The sequence below is a fragment of the Desulfosporosinus sp. OT genome (assembly GCF_000224515.1).
Lineage (GTDB): Bacteria > Bacillota > Desulfitobacteriia > Desulfitobacteriales > Desulfitobacteriaceae > Desulfosporosinus.
This window is the reverse complement of sequence record NZ_AGAF01000042.1, coordinates 1-15,655: the sequence shown is the minus strand read 5'-3', so window position 1 is coordinate 15,655 and position 15,655 is coordinate 1. Positions and strand designations below refer to the sequence as shown.

At 42.2% G+C, this 15,655-nt stretch carries 12 protein-coding genes; 10 read left to right on the top strand and 2 right to left on the bottom strand.

Translation table 11 applies throughout. The features are described 5' to 3' along the window. Positions 1 to 191: 191 nt before the first annotated feature. The 3 genes from DOT_RS03420 (at position 192) to DOT_RS03410 (ending at position 3,437) form a co-directional block, all read left to right on the top strand. Positions 192 to 1,301, top strand: a complete 1,110-nt coding sequence (locus DOT_RS03420; RefSeq protein WP_009614215.1) for a ParM/StbA family protein — start codon at positions 192 to 194, stop codon at positions 1,299 to 1,301. Beyond that, positions 1,301 to 1,978 carry a hypothetical protein gene (locus DOT_RS29530; RefSeq protein WP_009614212.1) on the top strand — a complete coding sequence of 226 codons (678 nt, stop codon included), beginning with the start codon at positions 1,301 to 1,303 and terminating at the stop codon, positions 1,976 to 1,978. The genes DOT_RS03420 and DOT_RS29530 overlap by 1 nt, the downstream gene beginning before the upstream one ends. A 142-nt stretch (positions 1,979 to 2,120) precedes the next feature. Then, positions 2,121 to 3,437: a hemolysin family protein gene (locus DOT_RS03410; protein WP_282433425.1), complete on the top strand. Its 1,317-nt coding sequence runs from the start codon at positions 2,121 to 2,123 to the stop codon at positions 3,435 to 3,437. Between the two features lie 79 nt (positions 3,438 to 3,516). Here DOT_RS03410 and asnB read toward each other — a convergent pair whose 3' ends face one another. After that, the gene (gene asnB, locus DOT_RS03405) at positions 3,517 to 5,406 is read right to left on the bottom strand and encodes an asparagine synthase (glutamine-hydrolyzing) (RefSeq protein ID WP_009614209.1); all 1,890 of its coding nucleotides are present in this window, start codon (positions 5,404 to 5,406) and stop codon (positions 3,517 to 3,519) included. Between the two features lie 173 nt (positions 5,407 to 5,579). Between asnB and DOT_RS03400 the strand changes: the two genes are divergently transcribed. From DOT_RS03400 to DOT_RS03390, 3 genes are read left to right on the top strand one after another with little or no spacing between them, the layout of a single operon-like run. Further along, positions 5,580 to 7,211 carry a hypothetical protein gene (locus DOT_RS03400; protein ID WP_009614207.1) on the top strand — a complete coding sequence of 544 codons (1,632 nt, stop codon included), beginning with the start codon at positions 5,580 to 5,582 and terminating at the stop codon, positions 7,209 to 7,211. Positions 7,212 to 7,224: 13 nt separating this feature from the next. Next, a complete protein-coding gene (locus DOT_RS03395) occupies positions 7,225 to 9,345 on the top strand; it encodes an ATPase AAA (protein ID WP_009614206.1) in 2,121 nt (706 codons plus the stop codon). Beyond that, complete coding sequence (locus tag DOT_RS03390; RefSeq protein WP_139024112.1) at positions 9,329 to 11,098, top strand: DUF2357 domain-containing protein; 1,770 nt, start codon at positions 9,329 to 9,331, stop codon at positions 11,096 to 11,098. Before DOT_RS03395 ends, DOT_RS03390 begins: the two co-directional genes overlap by 17 nt. Before the next feature lie 302 nt (positions 11,099 to 11,400). On the opposite strand, the gene DOT_RS03385 is transcribed toward DOT_RS03390, so the two are convergent. Then, entirely contained in the window at positions 11,401 to 13,011 is a 1,611-nt protein-coding gene (locus DOT_RS03385; RefSeq protein WP_009614200.1) for an amidohydrolase family protein, read from the bottom strand. Positions 13,012 to 13,354: 343 nt separating this feature from the next. On the opposite strand from DOT_RS03385, the gene DOT_RS03380 reads away from it, so the two are divergent. From DOT_RS03380 to DOT_RS03365, 4 genes are all read left to right on the top strand, one after another. Beyond that, the gene (locus DOT_RS03380) at positions 13,355 to 13,570 is read left to right on the top strand and encodes a helix-turn-helix transcriptional regulator (RefSeq protein ID WP_009614198.1); all 216 of its coding nucleotides are present in this window, start codon (positions 13,355 to 13,357) and stop codon (positions 13,568 to 13,570) included. Between the two features lie 216 nt (positions 13,571 to 13,786). Continuing rightward, positions 13,787 to 14,008, top strand: a complete 222-nt coding sequence (locus tag DOT_RS03375) for a DUF1659 domain-containing protein (RefSeq protein WP_009614196.1) — start codon at positions 13,787 to 13,789, stop codon at positions 14,006 to 14,008. Between the two features lie 46 nt (positions 14,009 to 14,054). Then, entirely contained in the window at positions 14,055 to 14,294 is a 240-nt protein-coding gene (locus tag DOT_RS03370; RefSeq protein WP_009614194.1) for a DUF2922 domain-containing protein, read from the top strand. Positions 14,295 to 14,503: 209 nt separating this feature from the next. Next, positions 14,504 to 15,136: an N-acetylmuramoyl-L-alanine amidase gene (locus DOT_RS03365; protein WP_009614192.1), complete on the top strand. Its 633-nt coding sequence runs from the start codon at positions 14,504 to 14,506 to the stop codon at positions 15,134 to 15,136. Positions 15,137 to 15,655: the final 519 nt, after the last annotated feature.

Genomic DNA, 15,655 nt, shown 5'->3' with positions numbered 1-15,655 from the left:
GCATAACACAACCTTTTTCTAATCTCAATATGTTCTCATCGGAATCTATTAAATTTACAGATTATTCGATAGCTAGAACAGACAAAGAAACAATTTTTACAAGCGTGTTTCCTTCGTATATAATGGTATGAAAATAGAAGTGATTGGGGTATGTACTTAATAAAATAGAATTTTATCGAGGAGGAACTAATGTGTTTGAGAGTGATATTCTCGTAGCCGGAGCAGATCCGGGATTCGGAGCAATAAAACTAGACACCGGAGATACGAAGGTATTATTTCCTGCAGTAATATGTAAGGGAAATGAACGGATTTTCTCAACCTTGGGAAATACTCTGATTAATAAAGGATCTGACTTAGAAACACAAATTGCTTCTTTGGACGTAATTGTGACTAACAATTCTACAGGTGCCCAACGGCATTATTTTATGGGAAGCTTAGCAGAGAGTTTGAATCCTAACGAAGCGCATTATTGCTGGGATGAAGATAAATCCTCGGATGAAGAAGCTACCGCTCTGCTTGTGGTTGCCTTAGCTTTGGCTCAGCAAAGCCCCAAAGCGAATGTTTATCTTGGAACAGGCGTGCCCGTGAAATACTATGCCAGCCTTAGGGAGAAGTATGAAGCAGAGTTAAAGGGGTCTTTTTCGGTGGAGTTTCGTTCTGGTCCGATGGAAGGGATGATACGCCAACTTAACATTCTGCGTTCCCGAGTACTACCCCAAAGCTATGGTGTGTTTATTAAGGAGACCCTCAATGAATATGGAATTCCGACCTGTCCCAAACTTTTCAGTGGGTATGTCGTGGTCATTGATCCAGGATTTAGGACGACAGATATTGCAACCTTTTATGATGGCGTCATGCTCGATCCACCGAACTCCTTCAGTATTGAAAAGGGATTGAAATGGGCTTATATTGGAGTGGCAGAAAAGCTAAAAGAAATGACAAGTAAGCACGAAAACCCTATTGAAACAGATGATAAAGAATTAGATAAGATTTTCCGGGTTAATGGGGGGCTCTATCCATGGAATAATGGTGCACTGAACCTCAATCCAATAATGGAAAATATGCTCAACCAGTTAGGGACGGATATTTCCCGGGAAGTTAAGAAGGCCTTAAAACCAATGTTAGGCAAATTGCACACAGTCCTTGTCGCCGGAAAAGTTGGGGAAATGGTTTTTGAGCACATCCAACTGGAAAATAAACTACTGATTGATGATCCGCAGTTTGGCAATGCCTCAGGATTTAGAATCATGGCGGCAACCCTAGTCAATAATATTACGAAGAGAGCAAACAAGCAGGCATGATGGCTTCCCAATCTTTCTTTATACCACTATATTTCGATGAGGCTGAGGCGGATCTTTGGCTAGCTTTGCAAGGAATAGAACCGGAGAAGCGAAGTGGCTTTATTAAAGCTACTTTGCGACAGGTATTATTAAATGAGGTGGAGACTCTAAACGGTGATTTCCTAACGGATGATCTTCAAGATTTTGAAGATACCGAAGAGGCCCAAGATACCCAAGATACCCAAGATACCCAAGATACCCAAGATACCCAAGATACCCAAGAGACTGAAATGGATGCGTTTTCATTGGAGGCTTTATTTGGCGAAGTGTGCGAACTTGATCCGAATGTGGATTCTGATGATTTGGTAGACCACAAAGAGCTTAAACCTACTTCACAGCGAGTCCCTTGGGATTACCTATTACAATCGGTAATCGGTGTCGAGGAAGACGAAGGAGTGATTGCTGCTCTTAAACAGGTTGTTCAGACTAATCATTCAGAGCATCAAGCGGATGACCAGGACGGAAGGCTTGATAAAGTGGAGGATCAAGAATTTGATTTTAAATCATTGCAGGTCGATGCCCCCATTCCTTCCACAGGTTTCGACTATATGATGAAGCATATTATTGGAACAGAGGACGACGAAGTAGTTTTGAAGGTTTTGCGAGGGGATCTGGACTCGAAGTTCGATAGTAAGTAGGGCGTCAAAAGTGTTTGGCGCCTTAATGTATAATTAACACTTAATATTAGTACAAATAAGAAGAATAGGAATTAGGGCGTTTTCTGTAAATTTAAAGGAGGAGTAAATCATCGAAGGTCTGCTCTGGAGTGCTTTTAAGGTAATAATAGCGTTATTATTGGTTGGAATTAATGGTGTTTTCGTAGCTGCGGAATTTTCATTGGTTAAAGTCCGGAAGACTCGTTTGGCTGAGCTCGCAGAGAATGGGTCGCGCAAAGCACAAATAGCCCTTGAAGTTACTTCAAAACTAGATGCTTATCTTTCGGCCTGCCAGCTCGGGATTACGCTTGCTTCCTTGGGTTTAGGCTGGCTTGGAGAACCCGCAGTTGCGAGTCTAATAGAACCATTGTTTAAGGGTGTGGCAGGTTGGAGTACGGTTTACACGGAAACAATAGCGGTAGCAATAGCTTTTGTATTGATCTCCTTCCTGCATATTGTTTTGGGCGAGCTTGTCCCTAAATCATTGGCTATTCAAAAGGCAGAGAGTATAGCCCTGGCGACGGCGGGATTTTTGAAAGATTTCTACTGGGTTTTCTATCCGGTCATTTGGTCACTGAATAACGTAGCTAACCTTGTGCTGCGTATCTGGGGAGTTGAACCTGCCAACGAGGCGGATCTAGCTCATAGTGAAGAAGAACTACGGATGTTGGTCGATGCCAGTCAAAAGCACGGCTATTTGGATAAAATGGAAGGCAAACTCTTGGATAATGTGTTCGAGTTTTCAGACCGTATCGCCAGTGAAGTGATGATTCCGCGCCAAGATATGGTGTGTATTTTTATTCAAGACACATTCGAGGAGATTCTTGATATTTTAAAAAAATATGGGCATACGCGTTATCTGCTTTGTGATGATGATAAAGACCACGTTCTCGGCCTAGTACATATGCGGGACATTTTTCGACTGCAGGAACAAAATGACACTAAGGATATAACGCAGATTAAGCGGGATATTCTAGTCGTTCCTGAGGGGATGCCGATTTCTCATCTTGTCCAGAAAATGCGCAGCCAGCGAACTCATATGGCTGTTGTTGTGGATGAATTCGGTGGTTCAGCGGGGCTTGTGACGATTGAAGATATGTTAGAGGAATTAGTTGGAGAAATCTATGATGAATTTGAACTGGAGCAGCCAGATATTCAAAAATTAGCGGAAAATGAATATGTGCTTAATGGACGGGTTTTAATGGAAGAGGTTTCAGAATTACTAGAGATTCAACTCGAAGAAGAAACTGTTTCGACTATTGGGGGATATGTCTTTTCCCGGTTAGGTCGTAAGCCGGGAAAAGGGGATGAAGTATACTTTGATGGATTCCATTTTGAAGTTATGGAGGTGATTGGATTTAGAATTACCAAGGTTAAGGTTCTTAGAAAGCCGCTCGAAAATAAAGGAAAAGAAGTGCCTCAAACACATGAAGCAGGCTGATAGTTGATTGAATTGAATTCAGGTAGTGGCCCGCGAGGCGTTTGCTCGCAGGCCACTTAAGGGATTGAAATATCAGTATTTAGCAAAAGCGAATTTTATTTTCCAGTAACCAATAATTTACTTGGATAAGGTAGGCGAAGAGCTGCGGAATGTCCATTAATTGCCCAAACCAAGGCCGGCCAGAAGGGATGGTATCTGAGAGTTTCATAAGATCCCGAAGGGCTGGGAGATTAACGAAGGGAAGAATCGGAGAGGTTTTGTCTTCGATGATTTCACTAAGCCAGGTGCGAACAGCTATCAGATAACTGGGATGATGCGTTTTGGGATAGGGGCTTTTGCGACGCCAAAGCACATCGTCGGGTAAGATTCCGCTGAGAGCACGTCTGAGAAGTCCTTTTTCCCTGCCTTCAAGTGCTTTCATTTCCCAGGGGATGTTCCAGGCGTATTCAACTAAGCGATGATCACAGAAGGGAACCCGTACCTCAAGTCCAGTAGCCATTGTCATGCGGTCTTTACGATCAAGGAGTGTTGGCATGAAACGGGTTAAAGTTAAGTAGGTAATTTCGCGGATGCGGGCTTCGCGTTGTGGATTGCCTTGTAATGTTCTACTATCTTGGTGATTAACTGAGGAAGTCCCTGGAAGCTTGGGGATTTCGGCCAGAGCTTCTTCATAACGTCTTGATAAATAGTCATGGGGTTGTAGTTGTTCAAGGAGTTCGGGTGACAGTACTTGTAAACGGTTTTCTACATGCAAAGCCCAGGGGAAGGTTTGGGCGTTGAGGGCCTCAGGACGATGGAACCAAGGGTATCCGCCGAACACTTCATCGGCACATTCACCCGATAAACCAACCGTGATTTTTTTCTTTATTTCCCGTGAAAAGAGCAACAAGGAAGCATCGACATCAGCCATACCTGGAAGATCGCGAGCAAGTGTTGCAGCTTTCAGAGTTTCAACGAGTTCAGGGGTATCAAATGGGATGTTGGTGTGCTGGGTTCCGAAAGTTTGAGACACTCGTTCAATCCATGGCCCATCTGCGCCGGGTTGGAAGTCATTGGCATGAAAGAATTTATCATTATCAATATAATCTACAGAGAAGGTCGGTAGAGAGCCCTTGCCATCTTGAGCTAGGGATTGCGCAGCGATTGCTGTAATGGCACTTGAATCAAGCCCTCCAGAGAGTAAGGTTCCGATCGGTACGTCTGAAACCAACTGTCGCTTGACGGTATCGAGAAAGAGATCGCGGATCTTAGCGGTCGTCGTTTCTAGATCATCTTTATGGATATCGTTAGATAAGGCCCAATATCTGCGAATTTGTAGACCGTTTGCAGAATATAAAAGTATATGCCCTGGTTTCAGTTCGGAAATTCCTTCATAGACACCCACTCCGGGAGTACGTGCTGGGCCCACGAGAAAAACTTCAGCTAATCCTTCTTTCCCGATGATGGGAGAAATGTCCGGGTGCTGCAATAAAGCTTTAAGTTCTGAAGCAAAAATAATTAAACCACTCCGTTGGCTGTAAAAAAGAGGCTTAACTCCCAAGCGATCACGCGCAACAAACAATTGCTGTTCTTGACTGTCCCAGATTCCAAAGGCGAAAATTCCGTTTAAACGTTCTACGCAGGAGGGACCCCATTCTAAGTACGAGAGAAGTACGGCTTCTGTATCAGAATGCCCTTCAAAATGGTAGCCGCGGCTCATGAGTGCTTGACGAATCTCTGACGTATTGTAGAGCTCGCCGTTATAGATGAGGGTAAACGTATGTTCACTACGCTGACGAATCATCGGTTGACAACCTCCTTGAGGGTCAACGACAACTAACCGACGGTGTCCAAAAGCAGCACGAGGTGAGATCCAGTAGCCTTCTGCATCCGGTCCTCTAGGTATAAGTGTTTGAGTCATTTGGACTAAAACTTCCTTTTGGAGAGTAAGATCGTGTTCCCAACTTACCAAGCCAACGATTCCGCACATGTTAAGTCCTCCTTATGTGAATGGATAACCATTATCAATTAACTTCGTTACAATCTATGCCCTTATAGTGGAAAGGGTTCCTGTTATTTTCCAGATATTTTTGACATTAGGAAGGAATTAGAGCACGGATGAAGAAAATTTATAACATGCCTTAATTTAAGGGAGGGATTTTAATGGACAACATTCAATACGACCCCGAGAGAATCCTAAATGGACTCCCAGAAGATGTTCTAAAGGAGTTAGCAAAGAAATTAAAACGAAGAATAAGGCTGACAAAAAATGATATTATTCAGGAAATTCTGTGTCCACCAAAAGGAAAACCGGAGGCTAGAGTCAAGGTTTGGCAAGAAATCAACAGACAGTTAAGAAAAGAGTTAGAAACATTCTCAGAAGAAGTGAGTACGATGTTTTCTCCTGCAGATGTCCCTATAGAAGAACGCTTTAAGGTTGGATACATGTTCACCTTGAGCTCTAACCCAGAGATTAGGGCATTAGGGGAAGAATTATATTGCCAAGCTGAACAAAAAAATGAACAAGAAAAAGAAGATAGTGTAGCATTTGTTGCCCATATCACTGCGACGACAGAAGCTAAGGAAGAAAAAGAGAGCATCGAAGTTAGAGAAGCAAAAGAGTCAATAGAAGCTATAGTAACTGAAGAGATAGTAGAGGCTAGAGTAGCAGAAGAGATGGTAGAGGCTAGAGTAGCAGAAGAGATGGTAGAGGCTAGAGTAGCAGAAGAGATGGTAGAGGCTAGAGTAGCAGAAGAGATGGTAGAAGCTAGAGTAGCAGAAGAGATGGTAGAAGCTAGAACAACAGAAGAGATGGTAGAGGCTAGAGTAGCAGAAGAGATGGTAGAAGCTAGAACAACAGAAGAAATGGTAGGAGCTAGAACAACAGAAGAAATGGTAGAAGCTAGAACAACAGAAGAAATGGTAGAAGCTAGAACAACAGAAGAAATGGTAGAATCTAGAGCAGCAGAAGAAGTGGTAGAATCTAGAGCAGCAGAAGAAATGGTAGAATCTAGAGCAGCAGAAGAAGTGGTAGAATCTAGAGCAGCAGAAGAAATGGTAGAATCTAGAGCAACAGAAGAAACGATAAAAACTAGAGATACAGAAGCGATGACAGAAGCTAGAGAGGCAGACGAAATGATAGAAGCTAGAGAAGAAAAGTCGGTAGTTACTTCCACCCTAAGGATCCCTTCTGAAGAACAAATCACAGAGGAAACAGAAGAACTTCAAAGAAGGATAAAGACTTTAGAAAATAAGTTGCGAAAAGCTATTGAAGAAGGGCTTAGAACGAAAGGACAACTAGAGAAACTTAAAATAGAAATGGTAGCGTTAAAATCTCAATGGGTCAGAGAAAAAGAAGAAACAGGGAAATATCGTAACAGGGTAAAAGAACTTGAAGAAGAACGGTTAGATAAAGAAAAAGAGATAGATGCACTGAAACAAAAGCTAGAGCAGAGAAAAACCTTAGCACCTCAAAAAACAAAAGAGCAACCTCTGCGGAGAGAACTCCAGAAAGTTAAGGGCGAGTCAGGTGGTGAAATAGATCTTGCTTTATATCAGGGACGAAAAGCCTTGATTTTTGCAGAACGTGATAATGATGTAGATATTAGGCTCAATGCTTTAGGCATCATTCCTATATGGGCCATGGAAATTGATTGGAAACGTCCGAGACGACGAATGTCCACCTGTGAAATTGTGCTCTATAAAATGAATGACAAGAAGCTTAAGAAACTTGATGAAATACGAGATATAGCTAGGTACTGGAACATCCCGTGCAATGAACTTTTGAATATATAGTGGAGGGCTGTTCATGATTAGAGATAGCAGGATTTGGAATTCGGTCATTATCGGAAAACCAGTCATTGAAAGTATCGATGTGGATATAAACTCTCAGTCTTTGCGTTTGCAGGTAGATATGATCTCCATCTTACCAGACAGTCTACATAAGGCTTTAGACGGGAGACGGCAAATTACAATTTGGGGTAAAGATCTAATGTTGGCAGGATTTCCAGATGAATTGGTGACAACCTCTCATTTTCGACAGTACGAAATAAACGAGAGCCGAAAGTCAAGGGCTCGGGAATTCTTCAAAAGTCGACTTCTTTCCTTCACCGTGGAAGCTGTAAAGAAGGACACCCAGAGAGTATATTTCAACGGTAAAAATGTTTACTTTCACGATACGCCGATTACATTTAATCCTTACACATCACAATTTACACCGATACCCATTATTGCGAAGGACGTTCCAGTGGAGCGTGTGCAAAGGATCCTGTACGAGAAGCTCCCTTCGATAGATTTCCTATCGTATCAATATCCAGAAGATCCCCCTTTGATCATTGGCTACCATGATTATTTCTTCGGATCTAAGTCCGGATGGTTAGGGGAGCTGAGGCAACACTGGCGTATTTATTGTCCAGAAGGCGAAGAAGTGACTTGTGTTCCAGCGGAAATCCCCGAAAGTAAAATTTTGAGACGCGGGAATTTAGCGTTCTTGCTTGATGAGGATTTAAATGAAATCAACAACCATTTGATCTTCGGAGAACCCTTTCCTGCTGAGGAATTTATCAAGCGGTTTGGCGCATCTACTCAAACAACTTTAATCTCAGAAAATCGCCCACATCTGGTCAGTTTAAGCATAGTTAACCCTGAATTAGAAATAACTTCGACTGCGGTTCCTCGCGGAGGCGGGGATAAAATGACACAACCTTCTGAGGAACAAAAAACTGAGATGTCGGATTATGAAGCGCAAGAGGCAGTGGATAGCGGTGAACAAACGTTTATCAATGATTTAAATCAAGTAGCCTTGTCGAATCATCTTGTGTATGATATGGAAGACCTTGTGAACTTTCACATCGCGATTAAAACTGGTGCTTTAGTGGTTTTAGCCGGAATGTCTGGAGTCGGGAAATCTCAGCTTGTGATTAATTATGCGCGGGCTTTAGGTCTCTCAGGAGTCGATGAAGCAGGGGAAGAACGTAAACAATTCCTTTTTATTCCGGTTCGACCGCACTGGAATGATGATGCCGATCTGATCGGATTTTATGATGCTATTCATAAGGTTTATCGACCGTCGGAAACAGGCCTTGTCGATTTGCTCATCGAAGCATCAAAAGAAGATAATGATGATAAACTTTATCTTATTTGTTTTGATGAGATGAACTTGGCGCGGGTAGAACATTACTTTAGTCAATTTCTAAGTATTTTGGAGCTTTCGGAAGACCGTTACTTAACGTTATACAGTGAAAAACTCGCGCCTGAGGTGTATAATCGGCACGAATACTCACCACGCGTTCCCATTGGAAACAATGTCTTTTTTGTTGGAACGGTAAACATAGACGAATCTTCATTTCAATTTAGTGATAAGGTTCTCGATCGGTCAAATGTTATTAGACTCAAAATCTATGAGTCTTTGCACGTCTGGAAGGCGATGTTTGAAGAAAAAGCATCCGGCAAACTTTCGGGAAAACCTTCTGAAGAACGTGCTCAACTCTCGCCTGTTCCTGGCAAAGTTTTCTCCTCATGGTGTAACAATTCACCGACTGAGATCGGGTTGACTGATGTTGAAATTGACTTTCTGGATGAATTGAACTCGGCCTTACGTAAAATAGACAAAGACCGGGTTGTCGGTTATCGAATTATTCGCCAAATAGGTTCATATTTAAAAAATATTCCTTGCAATGTAGAGGGGCAAAGGCTTCTCGATCGCGGCAAGGCGTTTGATTTGCAATTAGTGCAACGAATCATGACCAAATTTAAAGGCCCCGAGTGCGACTTAGAACAGCTCTTTGGAAAATATACGGAGCGAGATCAGGCAACAAGTCAAATCTTACAGTTGTTTGATAAACATCAAGCAGTTTCGACGTTTAGCTATTCGCGAGAAATCTGCCATAAAAAGGCAAAGGAGCTTTTGGATCATGGCTATGCATCCTGAAGATCCAGGGATTTCAGTCATCTTTTTCATTGGCCGACAAGAGATCTCACATCCGGTTACTCAGGATTGCGTTATCGAGGTTTTCGAACGAGAAAACCTGTATGTAGCATTCACCTCGGCCTACGAGGATGACTATCTCTATATCGACGGATTAGATGCGTATGATTCTTTAAAGCTGCATCTCGATGAAGAAGGAATTCCGTGCTTAAGGCCTGGAACACAACACTTTTCTCTCTATAGTGATACGAATGAAGATTATCCACTAATTCCTGCGGATTATATGATCTTCGTGAAACGTAGAGGGGAAGTTAATGATGCGCTAGAGGCCACACTTCGGGTCAGACCTAATAATATTACGGAGGACCAACTTGATGTGATGCGCTCCGAGCTGAACGAAATGGTTCAGGGTCTTGCGTATGATCAAACTCGAACGAGTCATGGAATTAAACTTTATAGAGAAAAGGGCTTACTACCCCCTATAGTGCTGGCAGAGTTTGTGATTCTGAATCGCATGGTTAAAGAGCTTGGAGTAACTATTGAAGACTTAGCTCGTCGCCCAGATCAGTATTTGGAGCGGCAATACCAAGAGGTAAAGGCTAACGTGAAATGTAAGCAGGATGCCAAGTCTTACCGTTGGTTGTTATCTGTTCAAGGGCGACGCGCTAACGTGACGGCAAAAAGTGTGACTCAACCTGAAGTTATCTTGGGGGTCATCGATCATTTTACTTTCGATACCCTTGAAAATCGGATGGTTCTGGGTTTCCTTCATTATGTTTCTTCTCAACTTGAGGCTGTCTTGCGAGCGATTCGGTGTACGATTATCGAAGAACAGAGAGCAATTGAAACAAGAACTCCTTATGTTGTCCTTCAAAAATCGACCAGCCACGAAGTACGTGCTTTGAAGGCTAAAATTGTCAGTCTTGAAGCAATGGAGCGAGAAATGCAAAAAGGGATTTTCTATGTGCGAAAATATATAGAAAATCCAGTGTTTAAACGGCTTAAACCATTAACTAGCTCTGATCATTTTTCGCTTAAAATTCAAAGGGATTGGCGGTACAAAAAAATATTCTCCTGGTGGAAGCAGCTTAGGGCGCAGGATTTTCAAATGCCCTTGTGTCATGATTTTAAAGTACAATGGAAGCGGACAGATGTTTTATACGAATACTGGTGTTACATTAAAACGATCATCGCTTTGCAGCAGGTAGGTTATACTCCGGTTTCTGGCTGGATTTACGATGATTCTCACAAAGCAAGCCTGGAATTTGTTTTTCCAGTGCTACAAGATAATACTTTAGTGGAAATGGTGAAAGGTTCGGTTCGCCTTTCGGTGTTGTTTAATGAGAAAATGGCCCGGGCAAAGCGCGGCGCGTTGAGGAGCAACCGCATTCTCTACATGGAAGGGACGAATTATAAGCCGGATATTAGGATTGACGTTTTTGCTAACGACGTTTACTCGGGGTCGATCATTGTGGATGCCAAATACCGAAAACGATTAAACATCTGGAACAATGAAAAAGTGGAAGATGAGAATCGTCCCAAAAACATGAATACTTTGCAAAACTATTCTAATTCCCTGAAATATGTTGATGATTCTGCCGGGGTATCCAAGGCCCTCAGGGTTATTGCTCTTCACCCCAGTCATGGACCAGAGGTCGAAGACATTGAAGATACGAATGTTACTCTCATTCAGCTACGGCCCAAAGAGCGTTTAAACCACTACTCAGATTATTTGGAGCGGTTGATTAGTGGGTAAAGCAGACAGATTTACTCAATAAAGAGCAGGATTCAAAATACGTTGAATCCTGCTTTGTTTTTCTTTATTTAGAGACGGATGATTCTTAAAAATGACATTTCCAAGATATAGGAACAATAAAGTAACATAGAAAAAAACCCACGAGAAGAACATATATAATTTAAGCACGGCTTTGGCAATTTATGTTGTCAGAAGAGCGTTGCTCCATGCATTGTGTATTGGTTCTGTGATAGAAAACAGTAATTTGACAAGACCAGTGATTGGTTTTTCTAAGGGCGAAGCGAGACTGTGGACTAACCTTATTATAAGTTTTTGCCATATTTCGCTAGTAATTGACCGGCTCTGATTTCCTTTACCTTTCCGTCATCTAAGGTTACTCGACCATTAACGATCGTGTATTTAACCCCTCTTGCCATAGTTAAGGGGTCTTTATGATCAATTTCTTTGTCAGAGGGATAAGAATAATTATCTAAATCAATTAAGGTTAGATCTGCAGCTTTCCCCTTGGCGATTATGCCTCGATCACTCAATCTGAATTGTTGTGCTGGGAGGGAAGTTATCCTACGGATAATCTCTTCTAACCTTATACCTTTTTGTCTGCATAAATCAAAATAGATTGGAAATGCACCGTCTCTAAATAATTCATACCAGTCGGAGGGATCGTCCACATCTCCAAATATCCTATCTGACCCTACCATAAGTAGTGGATTATGGGCTATATCATCTGCGTAAGGAGTCCCAGGAAAATCCCATCGGTTAAGTCCACCCTGACAGAAGGTTAGTTTATTGTTGTCATTTTCTAAGAGCATGAGAAGTAACTCATCGACATTCTTTTCTTTAGCTAAAGCAATCTCCTTCAAGGTGCGATTTTCCATTTGAGGATCATCGGTATTAATAACCAAAAGTCTATCCTTAAACCTAATCTTTTTTAAAAGCTTTCGGCTGACCTCGGGAATTTGGAAGGGTTCTAGTGAACCGTTTAGGCCTTGTTCAAAGAGGTTTGATGATGCTGAAGCTATAAACTGGAGAAATCTATCCTTTTTCTTGAAGTGGCCGCTGGTCTTGGGAATTGTATCGACTGCTATTTCAACCCCCCTTTCTCTGGCAGCAAGAATTTCGGCAAAAGCCTCAGGACTAGTCGGCGTCAGATGTGAAACCTGAACTCTTATGTCTGCTGCTTCACCGATTCTTATAGCTTCCTGAACGGCTGCTAGGATGCCAATATAGTTTCTGATATGAGACGTGTAGATCCCATCATATTTTTTGGCTATCTTAGCTAGTTTAATTACTTCATCGGTGTCAGCATATTTACTTGGGGTATAGGCTAAGCCAGTCGATATTCCTAAGGCTCCTTGTTCCATGCCCTCTTCAATCAAATAAATGATTTCCTTTTCTTGTTCAACAGTCAGTTTTCGATTTTTTGAGTCTCTCATAACACTCCATCTCAAAGTGCCGTGCCCTAAGAGGAATGCCATGTTCACGTTGGTACCTTTGGTTTTAAGAACATCAATATAACCTGAAAAATCAGTCCAGGCAGGGACGAAACGTTTATTTTTCCCTTTTGCCCCAACCGAAATAAGCCCATTTTTGGCCATGTACTCGTAGATATTATCAGAAGAATAGGGAGTTATAGAATGTCCACAGTTCCCATTAATCGTAGTCGTAACTCCCTGACGCAGAAATTCTTCAAATTTGCCGTTCGTTAAAACTGTAAGTTCTGCATGGACGTGAGGGTCAATGAAACCCGGACATACCATTAATCCTAAAGCATCGATAATTCTTGGCGTTTTGTATTCGATTTTGGAAGATATCTCCACAATCTTCCCTTCGCTTACCGCCAGGTCACTATAGAATCCCGGGTTTCCTGTACCGTCGATGATGAACCCGTTTTTTATCAAAAGATCACAGTCCATTAATTAATCCACCTTTTTAGTTGCTCCACACTAGATTATCACATTCGTCTTAACTGACAAGGTGCCTTTCATTTACAAGAAGCGAGTAATATGAATTACCCAGTTAGAATGTTGCTTTAATACTCTTACTGGGTAACACTTTGTCCACTATAGACATATTCTGTACTAGAGCCTCACAATAGCTCGTTATATTTCATAACCAATATATGGATAAAGTATAATAAACATATGTTCTTGTCTGTGCGGTTGAGTTTTGATATCCAGTAGAGAGTCTTTAGTGAGCTTTGAAAAAATTATATCACGAAATGACTTGAAGATATTAAATTCTAGAGGAGATGAGGACTTGAATAAAAGAGGTCATGTGATTTATGCGGGTCATAAAATTAGAAACGCCCGTCTTAAAGCGGGCATTGGAAGCCAAAAGGAACTAGCAGAAAAAACCGGGATCTCGCCGAGTATCATCAGTGATCTGGAACGTGGCAAACGTCAAATGAGTCCAACTTGGGCCAAACGAATTGCTGAGGTTATTGGAGGTTATTGGGGAGATTTGATCGAGTAACGCTTCATTACCAATCATCGTTGAACCTATTGACAATAATATTCCACGTCAAGTATACTCAAAATAGAACAAACGTTCTCGGGCAGGGAACGGTTCGCACAATCTCTACCTGCCCTGGAGATTTGTGCATACCCTTCTCTCCCAAAAGCAGTTGGCAGGAGCCAGCTGCTTTTAGTTTTAAGAACGTTTGTTTTAAAGTGAAAGGAGGTGAATAAGATGGCTGTTATTGCCAGTGCTAAAGACACCGTGCTAGTTGTGAAATTTCAGACGGGTTTAACCCCAACTGGTTCGCCCATCCTTCGTCAGCGCAGCTTTCAGAATGTAAGATCCGATGCTGCTGATCAGGATATCTATGATGTGGCTACAGCACTTTATGGACTTCAGAACTACCCATTAATCAGCGTGCGACGGGACAATCGCGTTGATTTAGCGGAGTAGTAATATTGAATCGATGATTCAGGTTAAAGAAAAGGAGGAATAAAGGATGGCTAGTTCCAGCAAAAAAGTGTTGCGGATGACGTTTAATAGTGCCTTAGGTAGTGCGGTAAGCATTACCTTGCCGGACCCTAAAGCGGATTTAACGCCGGCTCAGATCGAGGCCGTCATGGATCAAATCATCGCTAAGGACATTTTTCTAACGTCCGGCGGTGCGCTTGTATCCAAACGAGATGTAAAGATCGTGGATACTACAACGGATGACCTGTATGATCTGCCAGTAGTGTAAGCGGGGCGAGCGGAAGTTACTAGGTGAGCACGAAGTTTGAAGAGCAAACCACGATTTCGAATTTGAGGTAAGATGAAGAGTATGCAGATAGGCTGGAGGAGGATCGGTAAGTTCCCTCCTCCCCCAGCCTATCTCCTTGCTAGAACCTCCCGAGGTTAATCACACTGGTTTAATTTATTCGTAGAGAAAGACACGAAAGAGGGAATTGCATGGAAGAGATGCTGAAACTTGTGGGCTTTTATTTTCCGATCGTAGTGACAGCCTTTTTGTTGATGCGAATTGAAAAAAAGTTAAATGAATTCTATGTAAGCATTTCGGAACCTGTCCAGGTCGCTGCCGTTCTAAAGCTGAAGGGAAGGGCAAAGGGTAAGTTAATGGGTAGAAAGGGAGTGAATTGGCAAAAGATAGTGATCCACCATTCGGCAAGTCCTACGGAAGTCCGTCGCTCAGGAAAAAACGTTCCTGTTGACGCGGACATAATTCGGGAGTGGCATCTAAGTGAGGGCTGGGGCGATATTGGCTATCACTTCGTGATCATGCCGGATGGCAGCTGTGAAAACGGACGGCACTTATACCAAGTGGAAGCAAATCGTAACGAAGATCATCGTAAATCTCGCGGGATCGGAGTGTGTTTAGTTGGTAATTTTAGCGAGACTGAAGTACCAGAGGCTCAACTCAGGGGACTTATCAACAAAGTGGCACAGCTTTTGAGGGCTTTTAAACTGGAGGTCGAGGACGTTGAGCTGCACCGGGATGTAGCAAGGGTTGCTACAGAATGCCCAGGACGATATTTCCCCGCAGATGTGTTGATGCAGGAATTGGAGAAGAGTTTGTGCGAATAATCCACATAGTATAAACCGCTCCTTAGGAGCCCTGACTGGTGCATGCCGACGAAGGGGCTCTTTGTTATTTGTGGTAACCTTTTGAAATTCAAGAGACGCATAAACAATACACTAAAAGGTTGCATTTAAAAGGAAATTACAAGATTAAGAACGTTTTTATCTAGAACCGCGATGGGACGTTCTAATGACTATCTAGATAGGGATATGGTTGCGTAGGGGTTAATGTTAACGTTTGGAGCTTCAAATAATGCATTAACATTTATCTGTTCTCATGCGACAGAATGAGCTAAATTCCGCAGCAGGAAAAGCAAACAATAAAGAGAAATAGATAATAAGATGGAAATTGAAGAAATTTACAGCCTATTGGAGTGGAAAACGTCTGTATGGGGGGCTATCAGTTACGCTTGAGCAAGTGCTTGTTAATCCACAGTAATATTAGGTAGCAAAATTTCTATAGTTTCCTTAAACAATTCTCGAAAATCTATCAAATACAATCATCTATTCAAATAAAGGAAGGAT

What these genes read in the sequence shown, in the direction of transcription:
- DOT_RS29530 (WP_009614212.1), top strand. Translation starts at nt 1,301, where the DNA reads ATGGCTTCCCAATCTTTCTTTATACCACTATATTTCGATGAGGCTGAG.
- asnB (WP_009614209.1), bottom strand. Translation starts at nt 5,406, where the DNA reads ATGTGCGGAATCGTTGGCTTGGTAAGTTGGGAACACGATCTTACTCTC.
- DOT_RS03400 (WP_009614207.1), top strand. Translation starts at nt 5,580, where the DNA reads ATGGACAACATTCAATACGACCCCGAGAGAATCCTAAATGGACTCCCA.
- DOT_RS03395 (WP_009614206.1), top strand. Translation starts at nt 7,225, where the DNA reads ATGATTAGAGATAGCAGGATTTGGAATTCGGTCATTATCGGAAAACCA.
- DOT_RS03390 (WP_139024112.1), top strand. Translation starts at nt 9,329, where the DNA reads ATGGCTATGCATCCTGAAGATCCAGGGATTTCAGTCATCTTTTTCATT.
- DOT_RS03385 (WP_009614200.1), bottom strand. Translation starts at nt 13,011, where the DNA reads ATGGACTGTGATCTTTTGATAAAAAACGGGTTCATCATCGACGGTACA.
- DOT_RS03375 (WP_009614196.1), top strand. Translation starts at nt 13,787, where the DNA reads ATGGCTGTTATTGCCAGTGCTAAAGACACCGTGCTAGTTGTGAAATTT.
- DOT_RS03370 (WP_009614194.1), top strand. Translation starts at nt 14,055, where the DNA reads ATGGCTAGTTCCAGCAAAAAAGTGTTGCGGATGACGTTTAATAGTGCC.
- DOT_RS03365 (WP_009614192.1), top strand. Translation starts at nt 14,504, where the DNA reads ATGGAAGAGATGCTGAAACTTGTGGGCTTTTATTTTCCGATCGTAGTG.